Genomic DNA, 16,951 nt, shown 5'->3' with positions numbered 1-16,951 from the left:
TTACAGCACGGTTCAATTGTTTGTTCTTAATTACACTAACAATGCCATAAATCATGTAACCAATCAGGATTAAAAATAGTAGAGCGTATCCCATATCTCTAATATACCAGTTTTAAAGTAATTTTCTAGCGACGGTAAGATTTGCGGCAATTAGCTTAGTCAATCACCGCGAAATATGCGGCTAATAACTTTTGTTAAGAAGATTAATAATTTGGTACATTAGTATTATGCCATTTAGAAAAACGCTCCTCTACTTTGCATTCTGCAGCATTTTTTTGGCAGGATGTATCAAGCCCATCCCTGTTTCTTTAGAAGGAAAACAATTCCGTTTGATTAGGCTTGCCATCGGCAATGATGAATATATGGAAACGATTTGCCAATTTAGTGCAGATAAAGTTGAAATCTATGAATTTAAGGATTCAAAGAAATGGACCGCCAATGTTATTACCGGAGGTTATTCTGCTAACAATAAGCATCTGAAATTACCCTTTGGAGAATTTGAAACAGTGCGCGCAAAAGATGGATACTACCTGTATGCTGAAGGCGCGTTAAAATACAAGTTAGTGGCTAACGGCAATATGCTGTAGCACTAACCACCGGACATAGAACCTGTTTTTACATCCCCATCAGGAGAATAGTTTGCCATGATGACGCCCGTAGAAGACACAATAGCATCTGCAAGCTTCCACTGCTCTGGCTGCGTACCCTCTTCAAAAAGCCGCTGACCGCTACCTAAGGTAACAGGAAATGTCCAGGTATGCAGCACATCAATCAGATGGTGTTCAAATAAAGTCTGACACAGGCCGGCACTTCCATAAATCAGCAAATCAGGGCCATCTGATGCTTTGAGTTTTTCCAGTTCCTGTACTACATTACCTGTAATAAGAGAAGTGTTTACCCAGGAGGTGTCCACTTTAGTGGTAGCCACTACATATTTCTCAACCTTGTTAAACGTTTCAGAAGTAGGATCATTTTGTTGATGTGGCCAAAACGCAGCAAAAATTTCATATGTACGTCTTCCCAATAGCAAATCATAAGGCTCAGCGGTGATTTTAGCCATTGACTGGTTCATAATATCATCCCAGTGAGGGAATGACCATCCTCCCCATTTAAAGTTATTCTTAGGATCTTCATCCCTACTTCCTGGTGATTGGATCACCCCGTCCATTGTTAAAAACAGACAAGCAATTATTTTCCTCATGGTATCCACATTTGATTAAAACAAAGTTAACGCGAATAGTCATTGCCAATAAGGGACGATAAGGACAAAATACAGGGGTGTTTGTGACAATTTACTTTTGGACATCAAGTTTTACAGGCCCCAGTAGACCCGATACACGTAAAGCCGAACCTTTGCCCGGCCCTGCTATAGTCCACGTTTTACGCTTGTCTTCAGGTTGCCCTGCATCAAAAGCCAGACGATTGAACCAGGTGCTCGTTACCTGCACACTCAGCGTATTTTGTCCCTGTTTAATGAAATCCTTTAAATTGATTCGATACGGTGCGGCCCATAATTTGCCAACTTCTTTACCATTTAAGCTTACAACCGCAGCCATATCAACTTTCCCTAAATCGAGGACATACTCCAGGTCAGGTGCTGTTTTATCTATATTGAATGTGGTTGTATAGGTTGCTGTTCCCGAAAATGCTTTTCCTTCTGCTGAAATATCAAGGTCCTTCCAAGGCTTTAGTTCAGTTATCTCAAGCGCTTCAGGAGCACCCCATCCTGTAGGGAAGGCGAGCTTCCATAATCCTGAGATCGGCAGGGTAGCCACTGCTTCGGTTGCTTTAAATTTAACTGCGACTCCTGTGCTTTCTTTTTTCCTGAAAACCACAAAGCATGAACCTCCCTGTGCCAGATTAAGTTTAACAGTTGTGCGATCAGCATTAGGCTGGCTTTCGGCAGGTTTGGAAGTGCCGGTAACCGGATCCCACAGTTCTACCTCTCCTTTTGCCCGGAAACTCAATTCACCACTAAATCCCTTGCCTTTTGGCGCAGTCACGAAATACCAGTCTGCCCCCTCGATACTCCGGTGTGCCCATAAGGCATCCCCTCCGGTTACATCGGGTGCGATCTTTAATGTGATCAATGCCTGATCGATCGTCATGTCTGAAATAACATGTCCCTTACCAACCTTTCTTAAACCTTTGCCAGCTCCACCCCACAGATCCTTTACCGCAGCATTAAAACGTTGTTTTGCTGCATCCCCACSGGTTAGTGTAGCAAGTCCTTCAGGTGCATTACCCACAACCGTTGCGCCATTACGTACAAGCGACTGTATTTTTTCCAGTGTTTGAGGCAACATACGTGGCGCATCCGGCAACCACAATACCCGGTAGCGAATGCCTTCCGGAGTTACTACCATCCCATTTTCTACTTTCAGTCGGTTCAACAACACATCGGGGTTACAATAATCGTATTTGTATCCTTCCGGGAAAGCCGCATTCTGATCCGGTTTATGATTGGTTTCATCTCCAAGATACCACAGCACATCAGACACTGGCTTGCCTCTTTCGAGCATATATGTGCACCTCGATAAGTAATCTGTGAAATCAGGCATATATTGCCACCAGGTTTGTCCCCTTAAGAATGGCGTACCAATTCCTGCTCCAAATGAACTGCCAGGAGCCAGAAAAGGAGTTTGTGGGTTATGTGTGTAAGTATGAAATACATAATGGCTAACCCCTTGCACACTGTTTATGTTGGCGACCTCTTTGAGCATATCCAGATGTTCGTCCCAGCTGAGTGATATGTTTGTAAACGACTCTGCCGCTACACGTGGTTTCCCATACATCCTTGCCGCAGAAGCCGTTGGCTTGATTGGCTTGAAGTTGATAGAGCCGACAAATCCATCGCTCATGGGTTGCCAGAACTCGCACATAGGTACATCTGCAAATTTGAAATACTCCATGATATCGGCAGGTACTACATCTCCGGGGCCGGTTTCGTAGGTTACGGATAATCCATTTTCTTTTGCCAGCGAGGACATGCGACCATAATAATTATTGGTTAACAGGTCATTAAGGGTTTTGCGCCAGTCGGTCAAAAAGCGTGCAGTGGTTTCATGATCTTTAATCACATAGCCAAATAAAGCAGGCAGCCATTTGCGAAGCTGATAACTGGAAACACGTTTAAATTCGGGTTCCATATCCTGGGTCCAGCTCTGAGTATGACATTCCCAGCTATCGATGAGCATACCATTTAGCAGCCCTCCGGCGAGTGGTCCATTTGCGCCCGAAAGTCGGCCTATGTAACCTGCAAAATGTGCATCAGCGCCTGATTTGGAAAACTTGTTTGCTTCCCATCCGGTTCCTTCGGCAGGTGCCGGTCCATTTCTCTTTCCGGAATTAACATGACCCAGGCGCAGGATTGTCCAATTGCCTTTGGGTGCCTGCCAGTTTAAGTTTCCGTCGGCAGCCATCTTATCCGAAATATCAAGGATCTGATCGGGCTTAACAAATGCTTCTGGTGATTGTTTAGGGTTCTGACCAGCACGGTCAAGGCTCCTTAATGTCCAGGCGGCTTCCGATTCCCAGCTGTTTTTGCGTGCGGCAGAAAACAGACGAAGGGAACTAAGCGCCATGTCGTATTTATTGGAAATAGAAATGCGGTATTTTTTTACGCCGGCAAGTTCTGAGCAAGCGAAGGTAATTGGGCGGTCGTCCTGCCAGTTTGCCTGTGGCATTTCTGCACGCAGGATGTCTTTTATTTTACCGTCGGCCAAAATTCCCTGTATCGCTATTGCTACCCCCGGCTCGTAAGATTGACCATGATTAAAGGCCTGAACACATGAAAATTCTACACTGCGAAGTGCAGTGGCATCTGGAAATTCGACCTCTACCCAATAAGGTTTGGCAGGTGCTGCCGGTGCCAGGCGGATAGGATCTTTGGCTTCTCCCGCAAAATAGGGTTCCCATTTAAAGCTGGTATTGCTGTTAACAGATTGAGGTATAAGTGGCTTTCCGGTATCTCCAACAGGTGTTGGGAAAGCAAGTACGGTAATGTCTTTATAATCTCTCCACTCCTCGGTACTTGGCTCTGGTATTGGCAATACCTGATTGATGGTTTTGCCGCCAACTACATCAGTTCGGTTCCAGATCAGGTTCCGCATTGCATTGGCAGGTGTAATCCATGGACCTCCGGAAGTGGCCCATCCCGGACAGTTGTTCATAGAAAACCTGAGTCCCAAACGGCGGCATTCCTGAGCGGTATGCTTTACTGCATCGTCCCAATGGGCACTAAGACTGGTAATTTGTGGGCTAACGCCTGGCCATTGACCACCAAACTGCCCGTGAAATAACTGGATCCCGGAAATACCGGACCTTGCTATTGCTTCCAGATCCCTGGTGATTCCTTCTTTTGATACGTTACCGCCAATGTAATGGAACCAGGTTTCTGGGTAGTAAACTTTTGAGGGTTTGAGAAAAGAGGACTCATCTTGCTTGCCAAATGGACGGTTGATCTCTTGTTGTGAAGGCACGAAGGGCACCTTTGCCAATTGAGCGGTTGCAGAAATTGAATAAGTAATGGAAAGAAGGATTCCTAGAATATATTTCACGTTTTGTGTGGTCAGGATTGGTCTGTTATACATTTGGTTTAAATCAAAACCAAGTTAGGGAACATTTACCTGATAACCATCATGCACTGTCGGTAAGCGTAATAAAGCAGGGTGAAGCCTATTTTAGGCTACACCCTGCTTTATACTTCACTTTACAGGCACAAGCAGCAACGCATCTGCTACTACAGCGCCTTCTGATCCTTTTGCTGAGATCTCTACATAGGCCTTATTACCAGAGCTTAAGGAGTATGTACCTAAACTAACCCATTCACCTGAGGTTTGGCCCACTACTTTAACCTCTGCATCTTTTATCAAAACCTCCTTGGTGCTAGTGCCATCATGAACGTTGATGACAGTAACCGCAGCAGCATTTTTTAATTTCGGATAATAAGTATACAGTTCGTACTTTCCTTTTTTAGAAATCTCTGGCTTGTATCTGATTGATTTTGGACTTGAAGAAGTAGAGTCTGCAAGAAAATAATCAGGTCCATAACCACCGTGCGTATTAACAGTCCAGTCTCCTTTTTTCACGACTTTGCTTGCGTCACTGTTGTCTACCAGAATTTCAGGTGCACTGCCATCTTCCAGTGGATTTCTTTTTAGCTGAGCCTGGATCTGTGAAACATCTACTTTCTGTACGGTCTGCTTATTGTCTATAGCTTTTGCCGCAGCTACCGCAGCAGATTGTCCAAGTACCATAAACACAGGCTCCATGCGGATAGAACCGTAGGCAATATGACTTGCAGAAAGGCAAACCGGAATCAGAAGGTTGCCCACTTCGCTTTCTTTAGGGATAATTGCACGGTAAGAAATTGGATAGGGTCCGAAGCCGTGCTCTTCCACATTGCCTTCGTTTTTTACCATGCCGTTGATTACCTGTCTGTCGCAATTGTGAGAGTCCATGCCATAAGCAGCCATTCCTACCCCATCTTTAACAATTTCCTTTCCCTGACAATGGTGCTGGGTCATGACCAACTCTCCGACCATCCTTCTGGCTTCTCTGATGTAAAGCTGGTGCGACCAGTTTCCCATATCAGTATACTCATCTTTAGGATATCCCCATAGGTTAAGCTCAGTCCTGATGTGTTCAGGAACACGGGGATCATTACCTACAAAATAGAGCAGGCCTTTGGTATAATCAACGTGCGCCTTCCATATTTCGGCCCTTTTCTGATAGTCCGCATCTGGATATTCCCAGTTCATACCTATCATATCAGTAGAGAAACCATTTCTGTTGTTGATATCGGTTTTTTCATTGGGCATGCCACTCCAGATAAAGCCATCTTGCAGGGATTTCCATGGTCGTTTTTCCATTTGCCTGATCAGCAATTCGTATTTCTCTGGCTGATAGTTTTCCGGTTTGGTAATTGGAATCTGGTTATCCTTATTTTTAGTTAAGCAGATTCTAAAGTTATAAGCCTGAACTTTTTTATCTCCTGTTCCATCTTTTTCAAGCACACCCGGATTAATTCCCCAAACCAATCCGCTTGAAGCATCACCCGGAGTTTTGTAGGGATCTATCCCATCCAGCATCTGATGTCCTTTCATGAACTGAACGCCATTAAAGGTTTCTTTGTACAAATCATTTGCTTCTCTCCCCACCGTATAGGACACACCTGCCTTTGCCATCAAATCACCTTCATAAGAACAATCGATAAACATTTTGGCTTTAACCTTATTGTCTGGCGCTGTTTTGGTTGAACTCTCGAGCGTGATTTCGCTGATGATGTTTCCGGTTTTGGCAACCGTTGTCAGGCGATTTTGGTATAGCACCTCAACTTTGGCTCTTTTAATATAATCTTGAAACAGGTTTTCGGCAACATGAGGTTCAAATACCCATTGTTCAAATTTACCATAGTGCTGCCCTATTCTCCTATAGAAATCGAGCGCTAAGCCGCTGATGGCATATTTATTACCGATATCAGTAAGGCCAAGGCCACCGGAGCTCATCCCGCCCAGGTGTTTTCCGGGCTCTATTAAAAGTACCGTTTTGCCAAGCTTTGCGGCTGTATAAGCAGCAATTACACCAGAGGACGTTCCTCCATAGATACAGATGTCATAATCTGTTTTTGCAGGTTGCTGCGCTAGTGCAGGCTTCAGCGAGGCGACGGTCAGGACGGGTATCAGCAGGTAAAGAAAAAGATTTTTCATAACTAGTAATTAGGGTTTTGAATTAATTTAGAATTGGTAACCACCTCTATATTAGGGATTGGCCATAGGTAATCTCTATTTTTATTGAAGGTGCGTATTTCTATTACCCTCAAATCGGCACGGTTAGGTACATTTGTGTAATCTGCTAAACCATTCTCATCTATTTGTGGCGCCGCTGCAACCAGACCTCTTTGCACCCTTCCGTAGAAGTTTCCGGTCATGGCTTTCTCAGCGATATTCCATCTGCGCAGGTCAGTTTGTCTGAAACCTTCCATTGCTAACTCATAAAGTCGTTCTTTGTGCACCAGACTGCGAAACTCGGTTTGTGATTTACCCGATGCAATGGCTGGCATGTTTACACTAGGGCGTTGTCTTACCAGATTAATGGCGTCATAAGCAGATTGATCTAACTGATTGAGCTCGTTTTTAGCTTCGGCATAAATCAACAGGATTTCGGCATAGCGTATCTGGATTACGTTGAGTTCTGAATTTGAACGATCTGGTTTATCAGCCAGGTCTACATATTTTCGCCAGCAATAGCCGGTAAAGGTTGCGAAGGCATTGATGGCTTCCTGATTATCGACCCGTGTTGCTGGTGTGGTATCGTAATTCCAGCATTTTAAACTGTCTCTATGCGTTTCGAATTGGTAATTGAAATATATTGATCCGGGCAATGCGATGGTAAAACCAAGTCTGGGATCGCGGTTCTTGTACGGAACCTTAGGATCAAAAAGTGGTGATTCATCAATATTCAATCCATCGGTACATGGATACGCATCTACCAGGGATTGTGAGGGTACTTTGTTTGAGAAACCTTGTCCATTCCTGGACAGAAGTGCAGTTGGAGTAGCATGAGTTTTGGTCTTTGACGCACGAAGGTATTGAAATGCCCAGATGATCTCGTTGGAATTTTGTCCCGCATAACTAAACAAAGCCCCAAAATCGTTGTGCAGTGTATAGGTCTTTAGGTCCATTACCGCTTTGGCAGCGTCGGCAGCATCCTGCCATTTGCTATTATTTAGTGCAGTTCGGGCTTTAATGGATAGTGCTGCCCCTTTTGTAGCACGACCAACATCGGCGCCTGTATAACTATTTGGCAAATCCAGGGCGGCTTCGGTCAGCTCTTTGATAATAAAATCTGCCAGTTCAGCTTTAGCCGTTTTTGGGATCTGGGATTCTTCGAGGGTTAACATTTTAGTAACCAATGGTACACCACCAAAGTAATCAATAAGGTACTGATAAGTATACGCGCGGATAAAACGGGCTTCAGCTTTTGACCGGTTAAATATAGCCGGAGTAGTTTTGTCTTTTACTTTATCAAGATTATCCAGAATAAAATTACACTTAGCGATTACTCTATAGGCTTGTTTCCATATTTCTAAGGCATAAGTATTGTTACTGTCCTGGTTACCTTTTCCAATACTCTGTAAGGCACTATTGTTGCGGTCCCAACCGATATCTGTTCCATCATCGATACTGAGGTTAAGTGGCATCCCATCAAGTGGAGCATAAGCTGCATATTTATACAAACCATTAACAGCGAGAATAAGTTCATCCTGGTTGGCGAAAAAAGTTTCATCTGATGGACCTGACAAGGGACTTTTATCCAGGTATCCCTTTTGACATGATGGTGTAACTGTTACCAAAACAACAGCTAACATAATTAGGTATATATTTGTTTTCATCTGTTTCGTATTTAAAATGTAGCTTCTAAACCAAAGCTGTATAGTTTAACCTGGGGATAGACACTTCCTGAACCAATTGGTGCTTCTACATCGTATCCGTTAAGAAAGCGATCGAACGAGGCCACATTTGAACCATTTGCAAATACCCTGAGGCGGTTTATACTCAGTTTTTTGATAACATTAGCTGGCAGGGTGTAACCGATCTGGATATTTTTTACACGTAAATAAGACGCATCCCTCATCCAGAAACTGGAAGCCTGCTCATTGTTCGATTCACCAAAAGCGAGTCTTGGATATTTAGCGCCTGGGTTCTCCGGCGACCAGCGATCTTTATTTTCCTCTCGAATCGTTCCCCCAAGCGCTCCACCTACATTAAAGGGCAAAACGCCAGGCCCGTTCACATAACCATTGGCTTTACCTACGCCTTGTATCAACATCGAAAAATCGATGCCTTTGTAGGATGCACCAATATTGGAAGCAAAAGTGAATCTGGGAATAACACTACCTATGATGATCTTATCACTTTCGGTAATCAGGCCGTCGCCATTTTGATCTTTATATTTGATGTCACCCGCCTTAACCGTACCGAACTGTTTAGCGTGAGCAGCCACCTCCGCATCAGATGAAAAAAAACCTTGTGCTTCGTAGCCAAAAAGTGAACCAATTGAATAACCTTCTCGATTTACCTGGAGCCTGGCAGCCTGATTGATGCCTTTCATATCGATCACGGTATTTTTCACATCAGACAGATTAAAACTCACATTATAGTTGAAATCTTTGACGTTCCCCTTGTAGTTTACACCCAACTCCCAGCCTTTGTTATCAACAATTCCTGCATTTTGAAAAGGAGCATCTAAGCCAATAATCAAGGGAATATCGAGTGACAGGAGAATATCTCTTGTACGCCTTTGGTAATAATCAGCTGTAACGTTCAGTCTGCTAAAAAGGGTCAGATCTATACCAATGTTCTTTTCTTCGGTGGATTCCCAGGAAATATTTTTATTGGCCATGGCATTCAAGGTTGCCGTATTTACGATCTGCTTGCCTAAAGCAGTAGATTCCAATGCCAGTGCGGTGGTGAACGGATAGGTACCAATGAGTTGATTACCAAGCCTACCCCAGGAAAGCCTGAGTTTGGCTTCGTTAATGGTATTCTTTAGTCCGCCGAAGAAGTTCTCTTCCGAAATTCTCCATCCTGCTGACGCAGATGGAAAGAAACCATATTTGTTGCCTGTTGAAAAGCGAGAGGAACCATCATAGCGTGCATTGATCTCGAACAGGTATTTTCCTTTGTAAGTATAATTCAATCTGCTGAATAATGATTGCAGTGCCCATTCTTCGGCAGCTCCGGTTGCGGTTTGATTTAAAGCCGAGCCGCTGTTAAGTACCGGGTATTGGGGAAGTATATAAGTATCGCGGAAACCATTTAGTGATTCGGTATAAAAATCTTCCCGAGACCCACCGACTAAAAATTTCAGGTCGTGATCACCAAAATTCTTGCTTGCTGTGATGGTAGCCCTCATGTTGTTAAAAAATGATTGGTCCTGCTTTTGTGTTAGTGAGGTTAAGGCGGGGGTAAGGAAACTACGTGTGCCATTGGGTAAATATGACTGGATCGCTTTCCTGAAATTTTTGACAGATGAAAGTGCGTATTTTGGTGAATAAGCTGCCTCTGCCTCCAACCACTCTACAGGTTTATAATTTAAAGTGGCATTGATACTACCAAATGGTGCTCTCTGCCTGTTTGTCCCCCCATCTCTGGTTGCCGATATGGGGTTGACACCGTTCCATCCCACTCCCCACTGGCCATTTTCAGTAATGCCAATCTGATTTGCTGGAATTCCGTTCATCCACTGGAATATCTCGCCTGAGGCAGAAGCATTAGGGTCCGAGGTTGCCGCAGGTTCGGTAGTGATAGCATTTACGAATTGAAGATCCACTCTGGCTTTCAGTTTATCAGAAAAAGTGATGTCAGCGTTGTTGCGTATGGTATAACGTTTGAAACCTGAATTTTCAATGATACCTTTCTGATCGAGAAGCCCGAAAGATCCCAATAGCTTTACCTTTTGCGTACCGCCCTGTATGGTTAGAAAATGACTTTGTTGTAATCCGGAACCTGTTAATGTTTCTTTTTGCCAATCCGTATTAGGATATAGATCAGAACTGACACCATTTTGTTCTCTATACTTTTGGATTAGCGCATCTGAATAAAGAGGGGTACGGCCGGTATTAGCATATGCTTCGTTAATTAACAGCATATAATCGAGGGCATTTACCAGCTTCGGCAAATTTGTTGCATCTTGCCAGCCAATATAATTGTTGTAAGAGATGCTGATCTGATCGGCATTTGCCCGCTTGGTTGTGACTAAAACCACTCCATTCGCCGCTCTGGAACCATAAATTGACGATGATGCAGCGTCTTTAAGAATAGAAATGGATTCGATTAAATTGGGATCTATATTATTGATCGAACCTTCGATTCCATCGATCATTACTAGTGGATTGGGATCGCCCATAGTACCTATGCCGCGGACACGAATTTGTCCACCATCGCCACCTGGCCTTCCGGAACTTTGCCTGATGGTAACGCCAGGCGCCATCCCTTGCAGCGCAGCTGAGGTTTGTCCCATCGGACGTGCAGCAAGATCCTTTCCGGTAACCATAGAAACTGCGCCTGTTAAGTTCACTTTTTTCTGTGTTCCATAACCAACCACCACAACTTCTGTCAAATCAGTATCGTCGGTCTGCAGTTTTACATTGATACTGGTCTGATTACCCACAAGAATTTCCTGTGAAGTATAACCAACGTAGGAAAACAGTAAGGTGTTTCCGCTATTAGCTTCAATTGAATAACGCCCATTCTGATCAGTAACAGTTCCGGCATTGGTTTCTTTAATTTTTACGCCTACTCCCGGCATTGCCATTCCCGAAGCATCGGTTACCGTTCCTCCGATTTTTTGACGTGCATTGTTCACCGCGCCCTGGTCTGCTTTATTATCGACAGGAACAGCTGGTGCGACCGCTTTTTGCAGTACAATGTACTTTTCTTTAACTACCCAGCTAAGCCCTTTGCTTTTAAGCGTGGAGTTTAATACTTCTGCCAGTTCGGTCTGATTAAAGTCGACAGTGATTTTTTCGGTATCGTCCAACAGTTTATTACTGTAGAATACGGTTAAACCAGTTTGTTTTTTAATGGTTTTAAATAATGTGGCAATGGTAATGTTCTTGCCTTTGAGGCTGATCTTGCTGATGCCTTGCGTATTTGCACGAACTGGCAATAAAATAAACAAGATCAAAATAACCGGCAAAGATAGCCGGCCTAATCGGGTTAGTTTTTTAAGCATACATTTAAAGTTTATATAAGGTTTGCTCTAAGACGCAGCTTTTACCCGAATGGGTGAATGGTGTTTTAAAAAATATTACCTAAAGGTCAATATTCCATTTTTTAGCTCGGCTTGCATACCTGAAGTAAGTTTCAAATTACTGATTACTACATCCAGGGGCAGGTTTTTGTCAATTTCGCCAGTAAAGGTCTGCTGGGAAACTGCTGGTGTTTGCCAGGCAATTTTTACATCAAACCAGCGATTTAAGACCTGCGAGATCTGGGATAGTGGTTGGTTATGGAAGGAATAAGTACCGTTTCGCCAGGAAAGTACTTCTTGCGCATCAAATGTTTTGACCTCCAGATGCTCTTTTCCGATTACGGCTTCCTCTCCAGGTTTTAATTTAATAACCTGGTTATCTTTTTTAGCCGACACAGCCCCCTCCACTAGCGCTGCAGTGAAATTTTGAGCGGTATATGCATTTACATTAAAAGAAGTTCCATGCACATGCACATCAGCATAAGAAGTATGTACTATAAATTCTTGTTGAGGGTTCTTTGCCACTTCGAAATAGGCCTCTCCGGTTAAATAAACCTCTCTTGTTTGTTTTCCGAACTGGAAAGGGAAACGCAGACTGGATGCAGCGTTCATCCACACTGTGGTACCATCTGACAGTTTAATTTTATAGTCTTTAGTAACCGGAACAAATAGTGTCGCCCATTCCTGACTATCGGCATTACCGGCGTTATAGCTTAGCTCCTTTTGTTTGGTATTGATTTGGGTTTGGCCTAATTTAATCTGCTTATTGTTGGAAAGATCGACCGCTTTTCCCTGATCCGTTTTAAGGTATACTTCTTTAAATGCCTGGTTCTGAAGTGATGTTTGGGTTTGATTGGTGGAGTTAAAATACCATGCAAGTGGAAGGGTAATGGCCAGCATTGCAGCAATACCACTTAAGGCCCATCTGTTTCTGCTGAAAAATGAACCAGGTTGCTGGTGTAGGCTTTCGCTTGTCTTTTCCCAGGCCTGATCAGGATTGAGTCCGGACAGGAATGCTGCTGCTTTGGGGCTTCCCATTTTAGCTTTCAATACCTCCCAGAACTTTCGCACTTCGGCGTGGCTTGCAATGGCATGCTCCGCAACAAGGTTATCCTGTTCACTGATCGTTCCAGCTATCTTTTCAAATAAAAGACCTTGTATATATTCCTCGTTATACTCCATTACTACACATTAGACGCAATTAAGCGATTATCAGGTGAATATTTCATTTAAAATTAATGAGTTTTTTCTGCAGGGCCTTTACAGCCAGTTTTAAATGGGTTTTTATGGAGTTTACAGAGAGGCCCATTTCCTCTGCTGCTTCCTTATATTTTTTATCTTCCAGATATACCAGCTTAAATGCCTTTTGGCGCTGAGTTGGCAGTTGTTCAAATATGAGATCAAACTTTCCCTGGTAATCGTTTTCCTGATTTGTTTCCTGATCCTCTTCTCCCTGCCAGCTTTGTTCTTCTGTATACGCGTTAAGCTTACGCTCAGATACCTTCTTATCTCTGAGAACTGTTAAGCAACGATTGTGAACTGAGCGTAGCAAATAAGCCTTTATTGAGGTATTGATGGACAGGAAAAGCTTTTTCTGCCAGATAGCGATGAAAAGGTTCTGAACCAGGTCCTCGGCCTCCATATCATCCTCCAGCATAAAATATGCTTTAGTGGAAAGAACCTTATAATATTTCTTAAAAATCAGCTCATAAGCGGTGTAATCTCCGCCTTTAAGTTGTTCCAGTAATATTTGGTCTTCATCTTCCATTATGAACTCAGGTAAACTAAAGATATAAGTTCAAATGAATAATATCAAAATTTCACACAAACGTTTGCATAAATTTTCGGTATGCAGAAGCGTTTTTAGTTAATTCTTTGCAAAGAAATTTCAAACAGGGAAATGTTATTTGGAAATTCCCGGACTTAATTTCAACCAAATCAGGGACATTCTGTTGAGACATCTGGCTTTAAAGCCTTTATCAAACGCTTGCGCAGCAGTTGTAACACCTTGACTTACAACATTGCTGGATACTTTATTACTTTTTCATATCAATTCATCCTTAACCAAATTTTATGAAAAAAAGTAATCTTTTATTAGCGTGCGTTTTTTGCAGTATTCTATTCACATTTTCATGTAAGAAGGCAGAACACATCCAATCAGAAGAAAAAAATTTGTCGGTTCATGACTCCACCGCTGAAATTATTACCCAAACCCGAAATGTAAACATCGTTTACTTTGTACCCAGCGACCTGGATACATTGGCCGGCTATCAAAAAAGATTGAGCGACCTGTTATTGTGGACCCAGGAATGGTACAAACAGGAAATGAACCGTAATGGCTATGGTTATAAAACTTTCGGCCTTGCCAATGACGGTTCAGATGGCGTAAAGATCATTACGATAAGAGGTAGCTTACCTAAAAGCGGCTATCCATATTCAGGTGGCTCGGGAGCGGTAGCTAGTGAAGTGAATGCTTACTTTGCTGCTCACCCGGCCGACAATACAAGCGACCATACGCTAATCATTATACCAAGATATTCCATTGGTGCCAATGGCACGCCTAACGGGGGTCCTTTTTATGGTACCGGCAGGTGGTGTTATGCATTGGACTATGAAGAAATGGATATCCAGAATCTTGGCAAAACGGACGCTGTCGGCAATCGATTCAGTGTATGGTTTGGCGGTATGATTCATGAATTAGGCCACGGACTGAACCTGCCACATAACAGGCAAAAGGTTTCGGAAGATGCTACGCTAGGTATGGCTTTAATGTGGGCGGGCAATGGTACCCTAGGTAAAAGCCCTACTTTTTTAACTGCTGTTGATGCGGCGGTTTTAAATACCAATCAGGTATTTAACAACAATAGCAATACATATTATGGCTCAGTAACATCGAGTATCAATAAAATACATGCAAGCTATTCCAGCGCCCAATCTTCGATTATAGTATCAGGTAAATTTACGTCGACCGGCAATGTAACGAGTATTCTCTATTTTAATGATCCTAACGTGAACAACGAGGGTACAGGTGTGAACCACGATTACAACGCCATCGGCTGGGAATCGAAAAAAATAGGTACCGACAGCTTTAGGGTAGTGATGCCTATTGCCGATCTGGTAGAAAAGGCAGATGGGATTCCTTATGAATTAAAAGTTAAACTGGTACACGACAATGGCACTGTTACTCAACAGATCTATAGCTATACATTTGCAGGTGGGATTCCTGTTTTAAATTTCAGTACCAGAAACGAGCTTAGTAAAACAGGCTGGAGCATTGCTTCATTCAGTTCTGAGGAAACAAGCGGTGAGGGTGCCGTAAATGGCAGGGCCAGTACACTGATTGATGGAAGTGGAAGTACTTACTGGCATTCGCGCTGGTCAAGTTCAGCAACCTCCTACCCTCATAATGTGGTGATCAACCTGGGATCTTCTAAAACTGCAAGCGGCCTTAGTTTAACTCAACGTAGTGGTTTGAGCCGTGCGGTTAAGAATTTCGAGGTACTGACCAGCACTGATGGCATTAATTTTACTTCGGTAAACAACTATGTTGCCGCAAACGCAGACGGGCCTCAATACTTTGATTTTGGAAGTGCAAAGACTTTCAAATACATAAAGGTCATCGCCAATTCTGCGCATGACGGATTACAGTTTGCAGCTTTAGCCGAGTTGGGATTGTACTAATTAGGGAAGGTTAGTTAATAGTAACAGGGGGCGTTCATACTTTTTGAACACCCCCTTGTTATTTTAGGCCGCAGACTTACAAGCCTTTAATCCTGTCCTGTTCATCCCAGGCGCCATTACGGTCTCTTAAGCGCTTGTTGTTCTTGGCATTTTTGCTGATCCTATAACTGAAAGAAAATATAACTGTTCTGGTATCCTGCCTGTTTCTAAATATAGCACTGGAACCAGCTACATTATGGATACTGCCTTTGCGTATGGCTGAATAGAATAAATCGCTGCCATTAACCCCTATTGAACCATTACCTGAAAACAGTTGCTTTTTAACTCCTGCTCTAATGCCCGCTAGCCCAAAAGTTGTTACCTGATTGGAATAATTTCGGCCTCCCCAGTCAAAAGCAAGTTCGGCACTCCAGGTTTTGCCTAAAGAAAAGCGGTTATACCAGTTAAACGACTGCATAACCACAGCTGTATCTACAGTAATCCCATTGAACTCGGATTGTAAATGTACCCGCTCAGGATTGACCGTAAAATCGGCATTCCACCATTTGAAAATATCCTGATTATACGAAAGCATTAATCCTGTTATGATAACAGATCCGACGTTTTCTGGTCTCTTGATATATACATCATTAATGGCTTTGATAACAGGGCTGCTGGTATTGGACATAAATGAATAATAAACGTTGGTGGTCAGTTTATCTTTAAATACATGAGTGAGCTGAATATTATTGGTAAACTCGGGACTAAGAAATGGATTACCAGACTCCTGATTATACTTTTGCACTACCATAAGAAAAGGATTCAGCTGATCATAAGCAGGTCTGTTGATGCGTTTTCCATAGCTTAAAAAGAACTGATTCTGGTTTGTAGAATCGGGCTTATAGGAAAGGAAGAATGACGGAAAAGCATTGAAGTAATTCCTTACAAAGGATGAATCGGATTTTTGTATGTTCCCCAGCTGATGCCCTTTGGAACTGGTATGTTCCGTCCTAAGCCCCACCTTAACACCAAGCTTACCAAATTCACGGTACCCCTCGACATATAAGGCATTGATGTTTTCTCGATATAGGAATGCGTTTGTTCTATTGTAATCTGGTTGTTCCAGTTCAGCAGCGCCAGAAAAGTAGTTGGCCTGATTATCTGTTTTTATAAAGCTTGATTTTAGACCCGCACTGAGTTTGTAATTATTTTTTAATGAGAATGAATAATCCGCCCGGGCCGAAAAGATATCTATTGTTCTTGGAAGATCCCCCCTGATGCGCTCTAAGCCCAATGCCTGACCAGAGGCATTGTAACTATTGTTGCCAAAAAGCTGGTTGTTGGTGGAATTGTAGTGTGTGTAATCGACATCCATACTGAGCTCGGTTCCTGTACTATCGAACTGGTGCAGCATATTTAAATTCATCGTACCGTTCCTGAACAGGTTGTTTACGCTATGACTGGAGTTTACCATAGAGTCCAATTCACGATTGCCATTCATCATTAAATTTTTAATCCCTCCATGTTCGTTAAC

General features: G+C 43.0%; 10 protein-coding genes. 2 read left to right on the top strand and 8 right to left on the bottom strand.

Annotation, left to right across the window (positions count from 1 at the left end; all coding sequences use genetic code 11):
- The first annotated feature begins 227 nt into the window (after nt 1–227).
- Nucleotides 228–587: a hypothetical protein gene (locus AC1DDX_RS08290; RefSeq protein WP_048905970.1), complete on the top strand. Its 360-nt coding sequence runs from the start codon at nt 228–230 to the stop codon at nt 585–587.
- A gap of 2 nt (nt 588–589) precedes the next feature.
- Here the strand turns inward: AC1DDX_RS08290 and AC1DDX_RS08285 are convergent, their stop codons facing one another.
- The 7 genes from AC1DDX_RS08285 to AC1DDX_RS08255 all read right to left on the bottom strand — a co-directional run bounded on the left by AC1DDX_RS08285 (nt 590) and on the right by AC1DDX_RS08255 (nt 13,525).
- Nucleotides 590–1,201 (bottom strand): dihydrofolate reductase family protein, encoded by a 612-nt coding sequence (locus tag AC1DDX_RS08285; protein WP_288883036.1) that lies wholly within the window; start codon nt 1,199–1,201, stop codon nt 590–592.
- A gap of 91 nt (nt 1,202–1,292) precedes the next feature.
- A complete protein-coding gene (locus AC1DDX_RS08280) occupies nt 1,293–4,592 on the bottom strand; it encodes a glycosyl hydrolase (protein WP_477621943.1) in 3,300 nt (1,099 codons plus the stop codon).
- Between the two features lie 114 nt (nt 4,593–4,706).
- The gene (locus AC1DDX_RS08275) at nt 4,707–6,710 is read right to left on the bottom strand and encodes an FAD-dependent oxidoreductase (RefSeq protein ID WP_288883039.1); all 2,004 of its coding nucleotides are present in this window, start codon (nt 6,708–6,710) and stop codon (nt 4,707–4,709) included.
- Nucleotides 6,711–6,712: 2 nt separating this feature from the next.
- Complete coding sequence (locus AC1DDX_RS08270) at nt 6,713–8,395, bottom strand: RagB/SusD family nutrient uptake outer membrane protein (protein WP_337717764.1); 1,683 nt, start codon at nt 8,393–8,395, stop codon at nt 6,713–6,715.
- An 11-nt stretch (nt 8,396–8,406) separates the two neighbouring features.
- The gene (locus tag AC1DDX_RS08265) at nt 8,407–11,739 is read right to left on the bottom strand and encodes a TonB-dependent receptor (protein WP_337717766.1); all 3,333 of its coding nucleotides are present in this window, start codon (nt 11,737–11,739) and stop codon (nt 8,407–8,409) included.
- Between the two features lie 75 nt (nt 11,740–11,814).
- Nucleotides 11,815–12,939 (bottom strand): FecR family protein, encoded by a 1,125-nt coding sequence (locus tag AC1DDX_RS08260; RefSeq protein WP_337717769.1) that lies wholly within the window; start codon nt 12,937–12,939, stop codon nt 11,815–11,817.
- A gap of 43 nt (nt 12,940–12,982) precedes the next feature.
- Nucleotides 12,983–13,525 (bottom strand): RNA polymerase sigma factor, encoded by a 543-nt coding sequence (locus AC1DDX_RS08255; protein ID WP_337717771.1) that lies wholly within the window; start codon nt 13,523–13,525, stop codon nt 12,983–12,985.
- A 305-nt stretch (nt 13,526–13,830) separates the two neighbouring features.
- Here AC1DDX_RS08255 and AC1DDX_RS08250 point away from each other — a divergent pair, with 305 nt between their 5' ends.
- Entirely contained in the window at nt 13,831–15,438 is a 1,608-nt protein-coding gene (locus tag AC1DDX_RS08250; RefSeq protein ID WP_337717773.1) for a discoidin domain-containing protein, read from the top strand.
- Between the two features lie 76 nt (nt 15,439–15,514).
- On the opposite strand, the gene AC1DDX_RS08245 is transcribed toward AC1DDX_RS08250, so the two are convergent.
- The coding region (locus AC1DDX_RS08245) for an outer membrane beta-barrel family protein (RefSeq protein WP_477621942.1) at nt 15,515–16,951 on the bottom strand (1,437 nt) is incomplete at its 5' end.

This window comes from Pedobacter sp. 10L46_2 (genome assembly GCF_056395165.1).
The sequence above is the reverse complement of the archived record's forward strand: the minus strand, read 5'-3'. Positions and strand labels throughout refer to the sequence as shown.